This is a genomic window from Candidatus Thalassolituus haligoni, assembly GCF_041222825.1.
Lineage (GTDB): Bacteria > Pseudomonadota > Gammaproteobacteria > Pseudomonadales > Oceanobacteraceae > Oceanobacter > Oceanobacter antarcticus.
Genome location: NZ_CP139482.1, coordinates 583,034 through 598,199, shown reverse-complemented (window position 1 = coordinate 598,199; position 15,166 = coordinate 583,034). Strand labels below are relative to the sequence as shown.

The following is a 15,166-nucleotide window of genomic DNA, read 5'->3' as shown; positions in this document are numbered from 1 at the left end:
AATTTTTGTTCTTATGGTTTGATCTGGAATTCGTGACCCCAATCACTTAATTGCTGATAGGTTTTTATATGCCAGTCATTGTCATCAACAACGATGCCGCCAAAACCGAATTCCAGTCCAAATCCAGAAGGCGTCACAATATAGAAAGAGACCATCTTGTCATTGGGGTGATGGCCTATACCCATAATGACCGGAATGTTTGCTGCTTTCATTCGATCAAATGCAAGACCCACGTCATTAAGATCCTTCACCTGTATCATCATATGTTGCAGGATTTTCGCGGATGGCATGGCAGCGGTTGCAAGTGAATGATGACGCCCGGTTTTGGTATGCATAAACGTGGCATCAACGGTGACTCCGGGAAATACACTTGAATCCCGTATATAGTCAGTGATTTTCAGACCGAGTTTTTGAGTATAGAAATCAACAGATGCTTGGTAATCCCTGGCAACAACCAGAGCATGACCAAGGCCCAACTCACCGGTTTCAAATCCGTCACCAATCAGTTTTGATGAATAGAAAGGCGATGAAATAGGAGCGTATACCGGGCCGGTAAAAAACTCGTTGGTGTAACCATTGATATCGTCACACACGTATAGTGATTCTACTTTTCTTTGCAAGCAGAGCTCTTCATTGGCAGCGTTCACGACAACGCCTTTGGATTTCAGGGTCTCAATGTATTGGTTCAGATCAACCAGGTTTTTGAATTCCCAGCCGATGGCAAACAAATCATCTTTTTCCCCCTGTACCAGTTGGATACGTTGTTCACGTTCATCCATACGGAGGTTTATTACCGTATCTGTACAGGAGCCTATTTGCAGACCCAGTAATTCAGCGGCGAAGGAACGCCAGTTTTCGAGGCTGGAGACCTCTAACACCATGTATCCAAGAGATTGTATTTCAGACATGCAGACTCCCAAGGCAGCTCGATGGCTGCGGTATTATTTTTAGAATTTTTAGCAATCTGAATACATGTAGCCAAAAGCATGCCAGTTATATATTTTATTATAAGTTATTGATTTTTAATAAATTTTTATTTTCAGGGAGGTGTCTGGGTAATAAATTTATCAAATCACCAATATCTTGCTGGTTCCAGCATTATAAATTTATCAGGTGACCTGTTGTCGGCTATCGGGCGCAGCTGAAAACACAGGTGCTGTGTCTATAGCCGGTTTGGCTCACCTTGGCACAGACTTGATGGAGAAGAGGCACACTTGATGGAGAAGATAAATGTCTGGAAGATTGACAACACCCCCCGGATAATGTTTTTCATTAGGCAGATACGCCAGCGATTGGCTGTTAAACACCAATAAGAACAAAAAGAAAAAAATATGACCAAAAAATCAGATGTAGAATTTGTCGAACCTCGAACAAGTGGTAACTCTTCGGCGTTTGCCGAAATGAAAAAGAGGCTGCATTTTAATCCGGCAGAAGCCATGATCTGGCTTGATGATCGTCGTATGGTGCTGATGCAGGTCGAAGCTCTGGGGTTGCTGCGGCAGGAGCTAATTGAAAGTATCGGTCGGGAGGCAGCCAGGGGACTGTTGACCCGTTTTGGTTACTCCTCTGGTTGTCGTGATGCTGAAGTGGCGGTAAAAATTAATCAGCAAGCGTCGCCAGTGGATTTGTTGATTTCAGGTGGCGATTTCCACGCCTTGCAAGGTGTTGTTGCAGTCGAGTTGGTGCATCAGGAAATTGATATTGAGAAGGGCACTTGCAATATTGAGTTTTTGTGGAAAAACTGCTTCGAAGATCAAGTGCATACCCATTATTACGGCATTTCTTCTGAGGTCGCCTGCTGGATTGAGACAGGTTATGCCTCCGGGTTTCTCAGTACCTGTATGGGAAAACGTATTTTAGTGAAAGAAGTGGAATGCCGGGCACAGGGCAAGGATGTTTGTCGATGTATTGCGCGTCCTCTGGATGAATGGGCCGATATCGATGAAGCCCGTTACATTTACCCCGGTATTACGTTGCCTGAAGCCGGTATCAGCAAGGTTCTAACTGCTGTGACCATGCCCTCAGATGTTACTACGGCTGGTACTGAAGTCCGAGCCGGTATGCTGGGCGTGTCGGCACCTTTTAATGTGTTGATGCACAAGATAAAACGAGTGGCTGCTACCAATGCTACCGTTTTGTTACAGGGTGAAAGCGGTGTTGGCAAAAGTGTTTTTGCCCGTGAACTGGTGCGCTTGAGCAAACGTGCTGGTCAGCCTTTTCTTGAGATGAATTGTGCCGCGATTCCCGATCAATTAATTGAGTCGGAATTGTTTGGTGTTGTGAAAGGCGCTTATACCGGGGCCAATAACAGTCGCCCGGGACGTTTTGACATGGCCGATGGTGGCACCCTGTTCCTGGATGAAGTGGGTACTTTATCCCTTATTGCTCAAGGCAAGCTGCTACGGGTGATTCAGGATGGTGAATTTGAGCCGCTGGGCAGTGTCGAAACCCACAAGGTGAATGTTCGTATTATTGCAGCAACCAATGAAGACCTTAAGGCCCGGGTTCGGGATGGCAGTTTTCGTGAAGATTTGTTTTATCGATTAAACGTATTTCCCATTCTGGTACCACCTTTAAGAAATCGCAGGGATGATATTCCCCTGTTATTGGAATTTTTCATGAAGAAATTCTCTGATCTTTATGAAAAACACCCGTCAGGCATAACGGCAAGAGCCTTGCAGACTATTTTGAATTATTCCTGGCCTGGTAATATCCGTGAATTCGAGAACGTGATAGAGCGGGGTATTATTCTTTGTGACACCGACCAGCCGCTGGCATTCAGTCATCTGTTTACCATCGATACCTTTGCTGCAGACGATACGATTATGGCCCCGGATGAATTTGGATTGTTATCCGAGATCAATCTGCAGGACAAATCAGGTGATGCGGCCAGCCAGGAGGAAAAAGCCATGGAAGAAATGATGCTGTCCAATTGGTCAGATAGTGTGGTGCAACGATCCCGAGTCACTCTGGAGGATGTCGAAGATGCTCTGATCCGATCAGCGATCAAAGCATGTGATGGAAATCTGACGCAAGCCGCCATAAAACTGGGGTTAACCCGGTCGCAAATAGCTTACAAGGCCAAGAAGAAGAAAATGGGCTGATGTTGAGGGGACATCTATTTAATCCTGGACGGCGGCAACCCGCGCCCTGCGGGGCTGCCGGATGATCTCGACTCTGTGTCGCCGACGTTTGACGTGACCCGTCAGGCCTACAAGTCGGCTTCGTGATTCGACACCATCCGAAAGCCCAGAGCGGGCACCGGACTAAATAGATGTCCCCAAATGTTTAATGCATCTGAAAACGGCTGTGCTGGCGATATTTATAAATCAATGACCAGTACGCTGCTTTTCGAGCGGGAACAGCAGGGGGTGAACTGATTGTTCAGTGCATGCTCTTTAGCCGTCATAAAATAATCCCTATGGTCAGGAATACCCTCCAATACTGACGTCAGACAGGTGCCACAGATGCCTTGCTCACAGGAGATCGGGATTTCGATACCATTGTCCAGCAACACGTTGGCAACCGATTGATCCGCCGCTACTTTTAGCTCTTTGCCACTACGCGCCAGCCGGAGTGTGAAACTTTCTGCCTCCTCGTCACCCGCTGTGTCAGCAGAGGCCACATCAGGAGCGGAAAAGTATTCCCGGTGTAATCTTGCCTCGGGCCAGCCGCTATCTGTTGCCTGGCCAAGGACATAGTCCATGAACCCGGCAGGGCCACAGATGTAAAGATGGCTGTCTTCCGGTGTTGCACCAAACACGGTGTCTAGGTTCAGTTTCTGTTTTGCATCACCATCATCACAATGAAGGATAACCTTGGCCGCAAAAGGCGAATGACGCAAACGGTCGATAAACGCCATTGATGTACGCGAACGTCCGCAGTAGTGCAGTTCAAAATCACGGCCTAACTGCTGGAGTTGCTCGGCCATGGCGATAATTGGCGTGATACCCACTCCTCCAGCCAGCAGCAGCGTGAAACCGGTATTTTCATCCAGTGGAAACAGGTTGCGCGGCTTGCTGATACGAATCGTTTGCCCCTCAAGCACCTGTTCGATCATCCCGACCGAGCCACCTCTCGATGCCGGATCATTCAGTACGGCAATGAGGTAACGATCCGTTTTCCCTGCTGGATTGCATAGTGAGTACTGCCGGATCAGTCCTGGACGGACTTCAACATCAATATGTGCACCGGCTTGAAACTTTGGCAGATAGCCTTGCTCCGGCAGTGTTAACTCGAAGGAGTAAATATTTTCAGCTTCCTGCTTTTTTTTGCATACAACGACATCAAACATCGGGATACCTGTCATAAAAAGAGAGATGGCGAGCGCGGTGCTCTGAATATGGCTATTGGGCAACGACCGCTGCCCTAGCGGCCTGAGTGGCTGATACCGTCTTGATCCATGATCATGGGCGGGGAGTGGCTATGATCCACTTTCCCGCTCCAGGGCACTGCTGGTTAGGGTTCGTTTCTGGGGTTGGTTCCCGACGGCTAATCGGTACGGAAACGAGCTAATCAGGCTGGCGTATTTACCTCTGCCAGAATCATCTCATCTAGCAATCGTCTTGCTTTTACGGCAGCGACATCCGTTTCCAGCAACACTGGTTGCAGCGCAAAAAGATCGAGGACTCCTCCCATCAACTCCTGACAGGCTTCCACCATTGGCTCGTCTTCGTCTGCAAATGCCCGGATTGCATATTCGCTAATCACACGGGTTTTCTCGGTATCGTCAATATCCCGGTTGTGACCAATGGCAAAAAAGTAATGACTGGTGGTGGCGGTTTCCGGTGTCATAAAGTGCATCACCGGTACAATCACCCCTTCTTCTTTGGGCTTGCCGGTTTCAGTAAGACTCACCTCAAGAACCAGCGTTGCTGGCGCGTGCCAGTGCATCAGTGCTCGAAAATCACCCGGAGCACGATTTTCCCAGAAGACAGCAAGCTGGGGGGTTGCTGGCATATCGCGGACAAAATAATTGGACTGAATATCCCGCTCACCCTGCACAAACTCGACGGTCATTTTACCCGGTGCCATGGATTCTTCTGTTGCACCCGCCAGAGTATCGGGATGAAGATAAGGGGCGTGGGTCAGATCCAGCAGGTTGTCGACAAATAACTGATAGTTGACCTTCACCTTGAGGTAACCGGTTGTACTGGCATATTGGTCTTTCTGAACCAGAAACGGCGTTCCCACAATCTGCTCTTCATCGATATTCTCGGCATCTCCCATCCAGATCCACAGCGTGCCTTCGCGCTCAACCAGAGGATACGAACGTAATTGGGCTGCTTTCGGGATAATGCCTCTGCCATGCGGGTTCAGGATGCATGTGCCATTGGCATCATACTGAAGGCCATGATAGGGACATTCGATATTGTCCCCCTTCAACTTGCCTTCACACAGGGGTGCAAACCGATGAGGGCAACGGTTGGAGAGAGCAACAGGGGTTCCGTCCTCTCGTCGGTACATCACGATTGATTCTTCGAGAAACGTCTTTGAAATGGGTTCACGGCCAATGTCAGAAGACCAGCCAGCGCAGTACCAGGCATTCTTTAAATAGTTCATCGCAACCTCTGTTATTTTTGTTGGTTAAAAGGTGAGCGTCGAAACTGTAGCAATCACAAATGTATTTTTATAATTTAACTAATTCAGCTAACGTATTGATCTTGTCAATGTATTTAGGGGGGAATCACTCGGTGCGTTTCAAAGGATTAGATCTGAATTTACTGATTGCTCTGGATGTGCTCATCGCCGAGCAGAGTGTCACGAAGGCCGCAGGCAGGCTCAATCTGAGTCAATCGGCGGTCAGTTGTGCACTCAACCGTTTGCGTGATCACTTGCAGGATGAATTACTGGTTAAGGTAGGCCGCAATATGGTGCTGACGCCATTTGCCACAGCCTTGGGCAACGATGTGCGAAATTTGCTCCTGCAGATTGACGCTACCATGAAGTCCCGCCCGGAATTTATTCCTGGCAAGGTCGAGCGCACCTTCAAAATAGCGGCTTCCGACTATATGGCTCATGTGGCCATCAACAGATTAAGACGCCGGGTCTTCAAGCAGGCTCCGGGCATCAAGCTGGAACTGTTGCAAATAGGTATTCATTCGATGGAAATGCTTGACCAGGGAACTATCGACCTGGTGATCGCACCATCCCAGTTCCTGCGCCCAGGGCAATCCAGTCAGCCACTGCTACAGGACACCATCGTCTGTCTGGTGAGTGAGAACAATCAGCTGGTTGGTGATGAGATAGATCTGCCATTGTATATGTCGCTGGAGCATGTCGCGTTCCAGCCCGAAGGCCTTCCGGCAACCTTCGAACGCTGGATGCTGGCAAATCTAGGAAAGCGCAATATCCGGGTATCAACCCTGAACTACGCCATGCTGCCCTATTTCATTCTGGACAGTGACATGATCGCAACCTTGCCACTGCAGCTGGCACTCCTGTACAGCAGGATTCTGCCGGTGCGGATTGTGCAGCCAGCGTTTCATCTGCTGGAATTTACCGAAACCATGCAGTGGCACAAAGCCAGTGACCGCGATCCTGGAATCAGTTGGTTAAGAAATGAGATGGCCGAGGCGGTAGCGGAAGCCAAACTCAATCACGAGATGTGATCTTTCAGAACCAGCGGGTGTTATGCCTGACACCACCGGCGAGTTCCGTTGACCTCTGATTGCATCTGGGCACGGCTCCATTCTGCCTGCTGTCTACTCCCTCTCCCCTTTGCTACGAACTGCGGCGAACAACCGGAGTGCTTGTCGCTCTGAATCACTCCGGGTTTTGAGCTGGCACAACAGGCTCAAGCCCGCTCAATCGGTTCTTGTCATCAATCTTGCTGTGTTGATTTATTTTATCGACACCTTGTTGTTGACGTGTTTTATGTTCTCTGATTTACTATCAAATAATATATCAAATTGAAACGGTATATCTAGGAGCAAAGAACATGATAAAAATAAAAGACATCCTCTACGTTCGTTATGCAACACCAGATCTTCAGGCCATGAAGCAGTTTCTGCAGGACTTCGGTATGAGTGTTGCGCATGAAAATGACAGTGCTCTTTATATGGCAGGAGCGGGCGACTCCCCCTTTGTGCATGTGTCCGAAAAGGCGGAACAAGCAGCGACGCTGGGTTTTGCCCTGGCGGTCGAATCTCGCGATGATCTGGTTGAAATAGCAGCCCTGACCGACACCCCGGTGCTGTTGAACGAAGAACCTTGCGGTGGTGAAGTGGTAAGAATTCTTGACCCGTTTGGTTTTCGCATCGACTTTCTGTGGGGCTATGAAAAACGTGCCGAGGATGCCGTGCGGCTGCCTTACAAAATGAATCCGTCTTCTGAACGTAGCCGCTACGGCAACCCTATACGGGTTGTGCGTAATGCGCCGTCGACGGTGATGCGCTGCGGCCATGTGGCGTTGTTGGTGTCTGATTTTGCCAAGGCAATGCAGTTTTATACCGAGACCCTCGGACTGAAGGTGTCTGATACCTATTTTGATGGCACTGAGACCAATCTGATTGGTGCCTTCCTGCATTGTGACCATGGTGATGAATTTACGGATCACCACACTATCGCACTGGTTGCTTCTCCTCAGGGAGAAAGTCGTTTTGATCACTCCGCCTTTGAGGTTATTGACCTGGATGACCTGATGTTGGGAAATGACCATCTGGAATCCTGTGGTTACAACCACGCCTGGGGTGTTGGTCGGCATGTGCAGGGCAGCCAGTTGTTCGATTACTGGCGTGATCCGTGCGGACACAAGATCGAGCACTGGACCGACGGTGACCTGGTGAATGATCAGTGGCAAGTAACAACTGCCCAGATTACGCCAGATGAGCTGGCTCAGTGGGCACCTGAATTCTCACCTGAATTCTTCAAATAATATTGTTGATTCAAGCATACTGATTCTGTATTGGAGTTGATTGTGAAATTTGTTCAATTTAAAAATGGCAATGATATTAATGATATTGTCGCCGGTATTCTTGTTGATGGTCTGGTGTATACCATCACGGATATTGATTCGAATTTGCCCGCAACCGTGAAAGATATTATTGCTGCCGGTGACGATGCAATGGCGATTATTCGCTCTGCAGATGTATCAGCTCTGACTGGTGTTCCTGAGTCTGCATTGACCTTGGTGTCGCCAGTTCATAATCCACAAAAATATCTGGCTATTGGTATGAATTATCAGGATCACGCTGATGAAGCCCGCGCCGCTGGTATTCCTGTGCCCACAAACCAGTTGTGGTTTAACAAGCAGGTATCCTGCATTACCGGGCCATATTCAGATATTGAAGTTCCCTGGGTTTCCGACAAAATAGATTATGAAGCTGAAATGGCCGTTGTGATTGGCAAGCGCTGTCGTCATGTGTCTGTCGAAGATGCCCGCGATGTGATATTTGGCTATATGGTCAGTAATGATGTCACGGTTCGGGACTGGCAGGCTGCGAGCCAGACATTTACCCTGGGTAAATCCTTTGATACCCACGGCCCATTAGGTCCCTGGCTGGTAACGGATGATGAAATTAAGGATCCATTGGATCTGAAAATGAGTCTTTGGGTTAATGATGAGCTGCGCCAGCAGGCCAATACCGGGTTGATGATCCATAATATTTATGAGCAGATTGCCCATCTCTCTACCGCGATGACGTTAGAGCCGGGTGATATTTTGGCAACAGGAACCTGTGCCGGTGTCGGTATTGCCAGTAATCGTTTTCTAAAGGCGGGAGATGTGGTTAAGGTTGCAATTGAAAACCTTGGCCATATTGAAAATGCCTTTGTTGATGAAAAGAAGTAGTCTCTGTTCACGATATTTCTGTATGACTGAATGAAATTGACTGCCTGAAGATAAAAATAAGATCAGGGTATACTGTGAAAAAAATCAAGTTCCGTGCAATTCTCACTGCGCTGGGAGTAATGCTCCCGGCAGTAGCCAAAAAGAATTCCATGCTGGCAACTATGTTGCAAAAACATAATGCAACCTTTCAGATGAAGCTGAAAGATGGAAGTGCCGGTCGTGTATTCACAGTCAAGGATGGCAAGGTGACCAGTGTTGCTGGTATTTCTGAAGATGCTGATGTCAGCATTGTCTTCAAGAATCTGGACGTGGCACTGAAATTCATGTCCCCCAAACCTGATCGACTTTTTATCGTTCATGCAGCCAAGAACTTTCTGGTTGAAGTGGCTGGTGAAAGTGAAAAAGTCGTGTGGGCCATGCAGGTGCTTAACTGCATTAATCACACCGGTGTTCAGTTCGGTACACCACAAAAAGACGGTGCGGTGCGTTACACCACCATGACCAATGGCGGCCCGCTGTTTGTCTATGTCAAAGACAATAAGATTGTGCGGACGATGCCGATTGACTTTGATGCGTCGGATGCCGAGCCATGGACTATTGAGGCGCGTGGTAAATCCTTTACGCCTGAACGTCGTGCCACGGTGGCACCACATGCGTTGGCGCACAAGTCGGTTGTGTATTCCGACAAGCGTGTTCTTTATCCCATGAAACGGGTGGATTTTGACCCGGAAGGGGAGCGCAATCCGCAAAACCGGGGTATTTCAGGCTATGAACGTATTTCCTGGGACGAGGCACTCGATATCGTGTCGAAGGAAATCAATCGTCAGAAACGTGAATATGGCCCAGGCTCAATTGTCTTTCCGATGTCTTCTCACCATCAATGGGGCAATGTCGGCTATTACCTCAGCTCATTGATGCGTTTTGCCAACCTGATCGGTTTTACCCGTTTGGCTGCTAATCCAGACAGCTGGGAAGGCTGGTATTGGGGGGCGATGCACCATTTTGGTGGTTCCATGCGGGTTGGTATTGCCGGTAATTACGGCACCGTTGAAGACTGCCTGAAAGAATGTGAGCAAATCATCTTCTGGTCCAGTGATCCTGAAAGCACCAATGGCGGTTATATGGGCTTTGAAGGCACACCGCGTCGTTTATGGGCCAAGCAGCTGGGCATCGATTTTGTCCATATTGATCCTCACTACAACCCGACAGCCCAGTTGCTGGGTGGCAAGTGGATTCCTATCAAGCCTGGTACGGATTCGGCGCTGGCGATCGCGATTATGAATGTCTGGGTTAAAGAAGATCTTTACGACAAGGATTATATCGCCAAAAACACCACCGGTTTTGATGAATGGAAAGCGTATCTGATGGGTGAAAGTGACGGTGTGGATAAAACACCGGAATGGCAAGCTCAGGAAACCGGGGTTTCTGCTGCTGTCTGTCGTGCGCTGGCACGCAAGTGGGCGGGCAAAAAGACCTATCTGGCACCGGGTGCCAGTGGTAGTGGTTTTGGTGGTGCCTGTCGGGGGGCAACCGGTGCGCAGTGGGCTCGTAACATGGTCATGATGATGGCCATGCAAGGCTGGGGCAAACCGGGTATCAATATGGGTAACCTCCAGGCGGGCACCCCGATTGACCTGCATTTCTATTTTCCGGGTTATGCCGACGGCGGTATATCTGGCGAGCTGAACTGGAATGCCAACTCGGTGAATAATTACCAGAAAATGCCCCATGTTCTGACGATGAATCCGGTCAAGCAGATGGTGCCAAGGCAACAGTTTCCAGAAGCTATTATTAACGGTGAAGCATCGGGTTACCTATGGGATGGCACGGCGCAAGAAGCCCAGTTCGCGCCTTTCCAGTACCCGATGCCGGGTTACTCAAAAATCCGTATGATTTATCGTTACGGCGGTTCGTCATACAGCACGCTGACCAATTCCTCGCGTATGGATGAAGCCTATCGCCATGAATCTATCGATTTTGTGGTGAACCAGTCGATCTGCATGGAAGGTGAGGCGCTGTTTTCAGACATTATATTGCCAGCCTGTACATCGCTCGAACGCTGGGACATTGGCGAGTGGGGCAGTGGTGGTGGTTATTTACCGCATGGTTTTAACGGTCTGAATCACCGGGTGATCGCTCTGCAGCATAAATGCATTGAGCCGCTTGGTGAGTCCAAATCGGATTATCAGATTTTTACCGATATTCTCAATCGACTGGGTCTGGGTACGGTCTTTACCGAAGGGTGCACCGAGCTGGACTGGGTGAAGCGCGTGTATGAATCTACCGATCTGGTGGATTATATTTCCTGGAAAGCGTTTTGTCGCAAGGGTTATTTTGTTGTCCCGGCAGAAAAGGAAGAGCTGAGAGACCCGGTCAATATGCGCTGGTTTGCCGAAGGCCGCCATAAGGATGTTCCGGAAGCCCAGCCTTTGCCATCACAATATGCTGAAACCTTCGGAAAAGGATTACAGACTCCAAGCGGCAAATTTGAGTTTATTCCAGAGACCTTACGCCGGTCTGATCCAGCAAATGAAGAACGGCCTTTGGTTAATAAATACATTCAGTCCTGGGAAGGCCCAGCGACGACCTCGTTAACGGATAAATACCCGTTACAAATGTTGGCAACACATTCCCGCTACAGCTTCCATACCCATGTGGATGGTAAAAACAGCATTACCAATACCATCAATGACCACCGACGTTTGATAGATGGTCATTATTACTGGATTGTACGTATTAATTCGGATGATGCGGAGGCACGTAATATTCGCAAAAACGATATCGTCAAGGTTTTTAACGCCCGTGGAGCGGTACTGTGTGCTGCAGATATCAGCGACCAAGTGGCCGTCGGAGTGGTCAAGTCCTTTGAATCCAGTGCAGAATACAAGCGAGTCATGATGAACGGGGAGTTGGTTGAAATCGGCGGCTGTATGAATATCCTGACTTCAGACCGGCCACAAATGAAAGGTACAAGCAGTATGTCTCCGAACTCCTGTCTGGTTGAGGTTGTACGGTTTGATGTCGTAAAACAAGGTGAAGCGATATGAAAAAGTGGAACCTGCTGATTGATGTGGAATTGTGTGAAAATTGCAATAACTGCGTTCTGGCGACCAAGGATGAATACCTCGGTAATGATATTTCCGGTTATTCGGCCAGAGTGCCGGGTATGGGTAATAATCTGATTGCTATCGAATCTTCCGAACGTGGATCGGGTGCACTGATTGAAATTTCACATCGCCCTGTGACCTGTAACCATTGTGATAATGCGCCCTGTATTCAACATGCTCCGGATGCCATTCAAAAGCGTGCCGATGGCATTGTGATTGTTGATCCGGAAAAAGCCCATGGGCGTAAGGATATTGTGGGTTCGTGTCCTTACGGGGCTATTTACTGGAATGAAGAGCTAGCGCTACCGCAGCAGTGGATTTTTGATGCACACCTGCTGGATCAGGGCTGGAAACAACCCCGTGGTGCCCAGGCTTGCCCCACTCATGCTATCTATGCGGTGCAGAAAACGGATGCAGAAATGCAACAGCACGCCAGTGCCAAGGGATATGAGGTGCTGAAGCCGGAGTTGGGTACCTCGCCTCGGGTCTACTATCGCAATAATCACCATTTTACCGATGGTTATGTAGCTGGTGCGGTATTTGCCAAAAATGAATGTCTGGCAGGTGTGCAGGTTACTCTTGAATGTCATGGCCAGCCGCTGGGTGAAGCCATAACGGATGAATTTGGCGAATTCCGTATTCATAAAGTACCGATAACAAAAGATATAATGAAACTCTCTCTGATGTCGCAAGGTTTGGTATTTGAGTCGATAGATGTTGGCTTTGGTGATGGGGAGTCTTCTGTTGTTCTGAATGAGTTATGTATGATTTAATAACTCTTCAGGATGGTTTTTAATCGTTATTATTACTCTGGCATACCTTTAAGATATGCCAGGTTGGCTGGGCTTTCATAAATATAATAAAGGTTCTTGATATGGCAACGACTGAATGTGCCAGAGGTAGACTTGCGCTTTGCTCGGCACACGTAGCGGGTATGGTGGATATGGTGGCCCTGCCTGTTTGGGTAGGAAGCCTGATATCCGGCTTTGGTTTTTCACCTGCACGGGCAGGTGGATTAGCCAGTATTTTCCTGATCGGTGTGGTTGTGGCCAGCCTGTATCTGGCGCCTCGATTTAATCGTATTAATGCGCGGATTCTGGTGCCTCTGGGTTTTGTTGCTTGCGGTATTCTGTTTTTGCTTAATATCGTTGTTGACCAATATGAGATCATGGGTGTTTTTCACTTCCTCGGTGGTTTGGCCCTGGGTTGTGCACTGTCGCTAACCCATGGCACGGTGGGTCGTAGTGCCAATCCTCATCGCACCTTTGCCTTGTTACAGTTTGCCAATGGCATTTTTGCCATTGGATTTATGGGCAGTGTGCCATTACTGATTCACGCCTATGGCGCCGAGGCCATGTATTACGTTTTTGCCGTGATTATGTTGATGGCAGCCATTCTGACCGGTTTTTTCTTCCCCGACCCGGATAGGTCTGTGCAGCAGCAGGCGCGCAGCAGCAAGCCTCATACTGCTTTACCTGTCGGCGTCTGGTTTGGTATCGCCGGCGTATCACTGATGGCGATCATGCAGTCGATGATGTTCAGTTTTCTGGAACGGGTAGGTTCCAGCAAGGGATTCAGTGTCGAGCAAATGGCATCCATGCTGGCATTCCTCGGGCTTGTTAATCTGGCACCGGCAGCGCTGGCAGCGGTGTTGGAAAAACACCTCAAAGCACATCGGGTGATGCAATTTGCCCCGGTATTTCAGGTGCTGCTGGCTTTCGCTATTGTGTATTCCGGCAGTTTTTATATGTATGCCGCTGCCGGGGCTTTTTATCCCTTTATTATGATATTCACTCATACCTTTGCATTCGGCTTGTTTGCAAAACTGGATCCCAGTGGACGAGTTGTCTCTTCAACGCCTGCGATCAATATGCTTGGTGCCAGCATCGGTCCATTTTTGGGTGGCGTACTGGTTCAGGAAATAGGCTATGGCGCCCTTCCTTATGCGGTCAGTGTCCTGGCACTGGTAGCCATGTTGTCATTCTTTATGATCGGTCGACATATCAAACGCAATTCGCCAGTCGTCTTGTCACATTAACCCCATTATCAGTCATCAATAAAGGTTATGAATATGAAATCGAATGATGCGGTCATTGCTTCCTATGCCAGAACCGCTTTGGGTAAATCGTTTCGTGGTGCATTTAATGCCACCCATGGCGCGCAGCTTGGTAAGGCCTCTGTCGCTGAGGCGGTGCGTCGTGCGGGTATCGACCCCAAGGATATCTCTGATGTACTGATGGGCTGTGGGTTTCCTGAAGGACCCACCGGATTCAATATCGCCCGTCAGATCGCCCTGGCAGCCGGTCTTGGTAATAGTGTACCAGGCATGACCATTAACCGCTTTTGTGCCAGTTCCCTGCAAACAATCGCGACGGCTTCACAAGCGGTTATCAGTGGTCAGGGCGAGGCTTTTGTTGCGGCCGGTGTGGAATCTATTTCTGGAACCCAGGGCAGCATGAATACTTTCATGCTGGAAGATACTGATTTGAAGAGCCAGCATCCAGGGATCTATTGGACCATGCTGCAAACCGCTGAAGAGGTTGCCCGGCGCTTCGAGGTTTCTCGAGAGGATCAGGATGCCTATGGCCTGAGAAGCCAGATGCTGGCGGCTAAAGCCGCTGACAATGGTGTGTTCGATCAGGAAATTGTCCCTGTCTCTACCACCATGAACCTGTTTGACCGGGCAACGCGAGCAGTCTCTGGACAACGGGATATTACCGTCAGTCGTGATGAGGGTATTCGGCCAGATACTTTAATAGAGGGATTGTCCGGACTGAATGCCGTACTTGACGGCGGTACGGTAACAGCAGGCAATGCCAGCCAGTTTTCAGATGGCAGTGTTGCGACCTTGGTGTGCAGTCGTGCCAAAGCGCAGGAGCTTGGCGTCGAGCCTCTTGGAGTCTTTCGCGATTTTGTGGTTGCCGGATGTGAGCCTGAAGTCATGGGGATCGGCCCGGTTTATGCCATCCCCAAATTGTTAGCCCGTGCAGGCCTGACCGTTGACGATATTGGTTTGTGGGAAATTAACGAGGCTTTTGCGGTTCAGGTGCTGTATTGCGCCCATGCTCTGGGGATTCCTCTGGATCGTCTGAATGTTAATGGTGGGGCGATTGCGTTAGGCCATCCCTATGGTGTATCGGGTGCCCGAATCGTCGGCTCCGGTTTGCTTGAAGCAAAACGTCGCGGCGTAAAATATTTTATTGCTTCCATGTGTATCGGTGGTGGTATGGGCGCAGCAGCGCTGTTTGAAATCGAGTAAGGAGATAAT

Annotated in this window: 11 protein-coding genes; 8 read left to right on the top strand and 3 right to left on the bottom strand. The window is 49.1% G+C overall.

Going from position 1 to position 15,166, the window contains the following annotated elements:
* Positions 1–11: 11 nt before the first annotated feature.
* Positions 12–908, bottom strand: a complete 897-nt coding sequence (locus SOJ49_RS02655; protein WP_369856686.1) for a VOC family protein — start codon at positions 906–908, stop codon at positions 12–14.
* Between the two features lie 423 nt (positions 909–1,331).
* On the opposite strand from SOJ49_RS02655, the gene SOJ49_RS02650 reads away from it, so the two are divergent.
* A complete protein-coding gene (locus SOJ49_RS02650) occupies positions 1,332–3,104 on the top strand; it encodes a sigma 54-interacting transcriptional regulator (protein WP_369856685.1) in 1,773 nt (590 codons plus the stop codon).
* A gap of 218 nt (positions 3,105–3,322) precedes the next feature.
* Here SOJ49_RS02650 and SOJ49_RS02645 read toward each other — a convergent pair whose 3' ends face one another.
* Together SOJ49_RS02645 and SOJ49_RS02640 are read right to left on the bottom strand one after the other, a co-directional pair.
* Positions 3,323–4,294 carry a 2Fe-2S iron-sulfur cluster-binding protein gene (locus tag SOJ49_RS02645; protein ID WP_369856684.1) on the bottom strand — a complete coding sequence of 324 codons (972 nt, stop codon included), beginning with the start codon at positions 4,292–4,294 and terminating at the stop codon, positions 3,323–3,325.
* Positions 4,295–4,515: 221 nt separating this feature from the next.
* Positions 4,516–5,562 (bottom strand): Rieske 2Fe-2S domain-containing protein, encoded by a 1,047-nt coding sequence (locus SOJ49_RS02640; RefSeq protein ID WP_369856683.1) that lies wholly within the window; start codon positions 5,560–5,562, stop codon positions 4,516–4,518.
* Positions 5,563–5,693: 131 nt separating this feature from the next.
* Here SOJ49_RS02640 and SOJ49_RS02635 point away from each other — a divergent pair, with 131 nt between their 5' ends.
* From SOJ49_RS02635 to SOJ49_RS02605, 7 genes are all read left to right on the top strand, one after another.
* The gene (locus SOJ49_RS02635) at positions 5,694–6,611 is read left to right on the top strand and encodes a LysR family transcriptional regulator (RefSeq protein ID WP_369856681.1); all 918 of its coding nucleotides are present in this window, start codon (positions 5,694–5,696) and stop codon (positions 6,609–6,611) included.
* Between the two features lie 329 nt (positions 6,612–6,940).
* A complete protein-coding gene (locus tag SOJ49_RS02630; RefSeq protein ID WP_369856680.1) occupies positions 6,941–7,876 on the top strand; it encodes a VOC family protein in 936 nt (311 codons plus the stop codon).
* A gap of 42 nt (positions 7,877–7,918) precedes the next feature.
* On the top strand, positions 7,919–8,791 hold the full coding sequence (locus tag SOJ49_RS02625) for a fumarylacetoacetate hydrolase family protein (protein ID WP_369856679.1): 873 nt from the start codon (positions 7,919–7,921) through the stop codon (positions 8,789–8,791).
* 74 nt (positions 8,792–8,865) lie between these two features.
* Positions 8,866–11,838, top strand: a complete 2,973-nt coding sequence (locus tag SOJ49_RS02620; RefSeq protein WP_369856678.1) for a molybdopterin-dependent oxidoreductase — start codon at positions 8,866–8,868, stop codon at positions 11,836–11,838.
* On the top strand, positions 11,835–12,671 hold the full coding sequence (locus SOJ49_RS02615) for a 4Fe-4S dicluster domain-containing protein (protein ID WP_369856677.1): 837 nt from the start codon (positions 11,835–11,837) through the stop codon (positions 12,669–12,671). Before SOJ49_RS02620 ends, SOJ49_RS02615 begins: the two co-directional genes overlap by 4 nt.
* A 101-nt stretch (positions 12,672–12,772) precedes the next feature.
* Complete coding sequence (locus SOJ49_RS02610) at positions 12,773–13,936, top strand: MFS transporter (RefSeq protein ID WP_369856676.1); 1,164 nt, start codon at positions 12,773–12,775, stop codon at positions 13,934–13,936.
* 33 nt (positions 13,937–13,969) lie between these two features.
* A complete protein-coding gene (locus SOJ49_RS02605) occupies positions 13,970–15,157 on the top strand; it encodes an acetyl-CoA C-acyltransferase (RefSeq protein WP_369856675.1) in 1,188 nt (395 codons plus the stop codon).
* Positions 15,158–15,166: the final 9 nt, after the last annotated feature.

What these genes read in the sequence shown, in the direction of transcription:
- SOJ49_RS02655 (WP_369856686.1), bottom strand. Translation starts at nt 908, where the DNA reads ATGTCTGAAATACAATCTCTTGGATACATGGTGTTAGAGGTCTCCAGC.
- SOJ49_RS02650 (WP_369856685.1), top strand. Translation starts at nt 1,332, where the DNA reads ATGACCAAAAAATCAGATGTAGAATTTGTCGAACCTCGAACAAGTGGT.
- SOJ49_RS02645 (WP_369856684.1), bottom strand. Translation starts at nt 4,294, where the DNA reads ATGTTTGATGTCGTTGTATGCAAAAAAAAGCAGGAAGCTGAAAATATT.
- SOJ49_RS02640 (WP_369856683.1), bottom strand. Translation starts at nt 5,562, where the DNA reads ATGAACTATTTAAAGAATGCCTGGTACTGCGCTGGCTGGTCTTCTGAC.
- SOJ49_RS02630 (WP_369856680.1), top strand. Translation starts at nt 6,941, where the DNA reads ATGATAAAAATAAAAGACATCCTCTACGTTCGTTATGCAACACCAGAT.
- SOJ49_RS02615 (WP_369856677.1), top strand. Translation starts at nt 11,835, where the DNA reads ATGAAAAAGTGGAACCTGCTGATTGATGTGGAATTGTGTGAAAATTGC.
- SOJ49_RS02610 (WP_369856676.1), top strand. Translation starts at nt 12,773, where the DNA reads ATGGCAACGACTGAATGTGCCAGAGGTAGACTTGCGCTTTGCTCGGCA.
- SOJ49_RS02605 (WP_369856675.1), top strand. Translation starts at nt 13,970, where the DNA reads ATGAAATCGAATGATGCGGTCATTGCTTCCTATGCCAGAACCGCTTTG.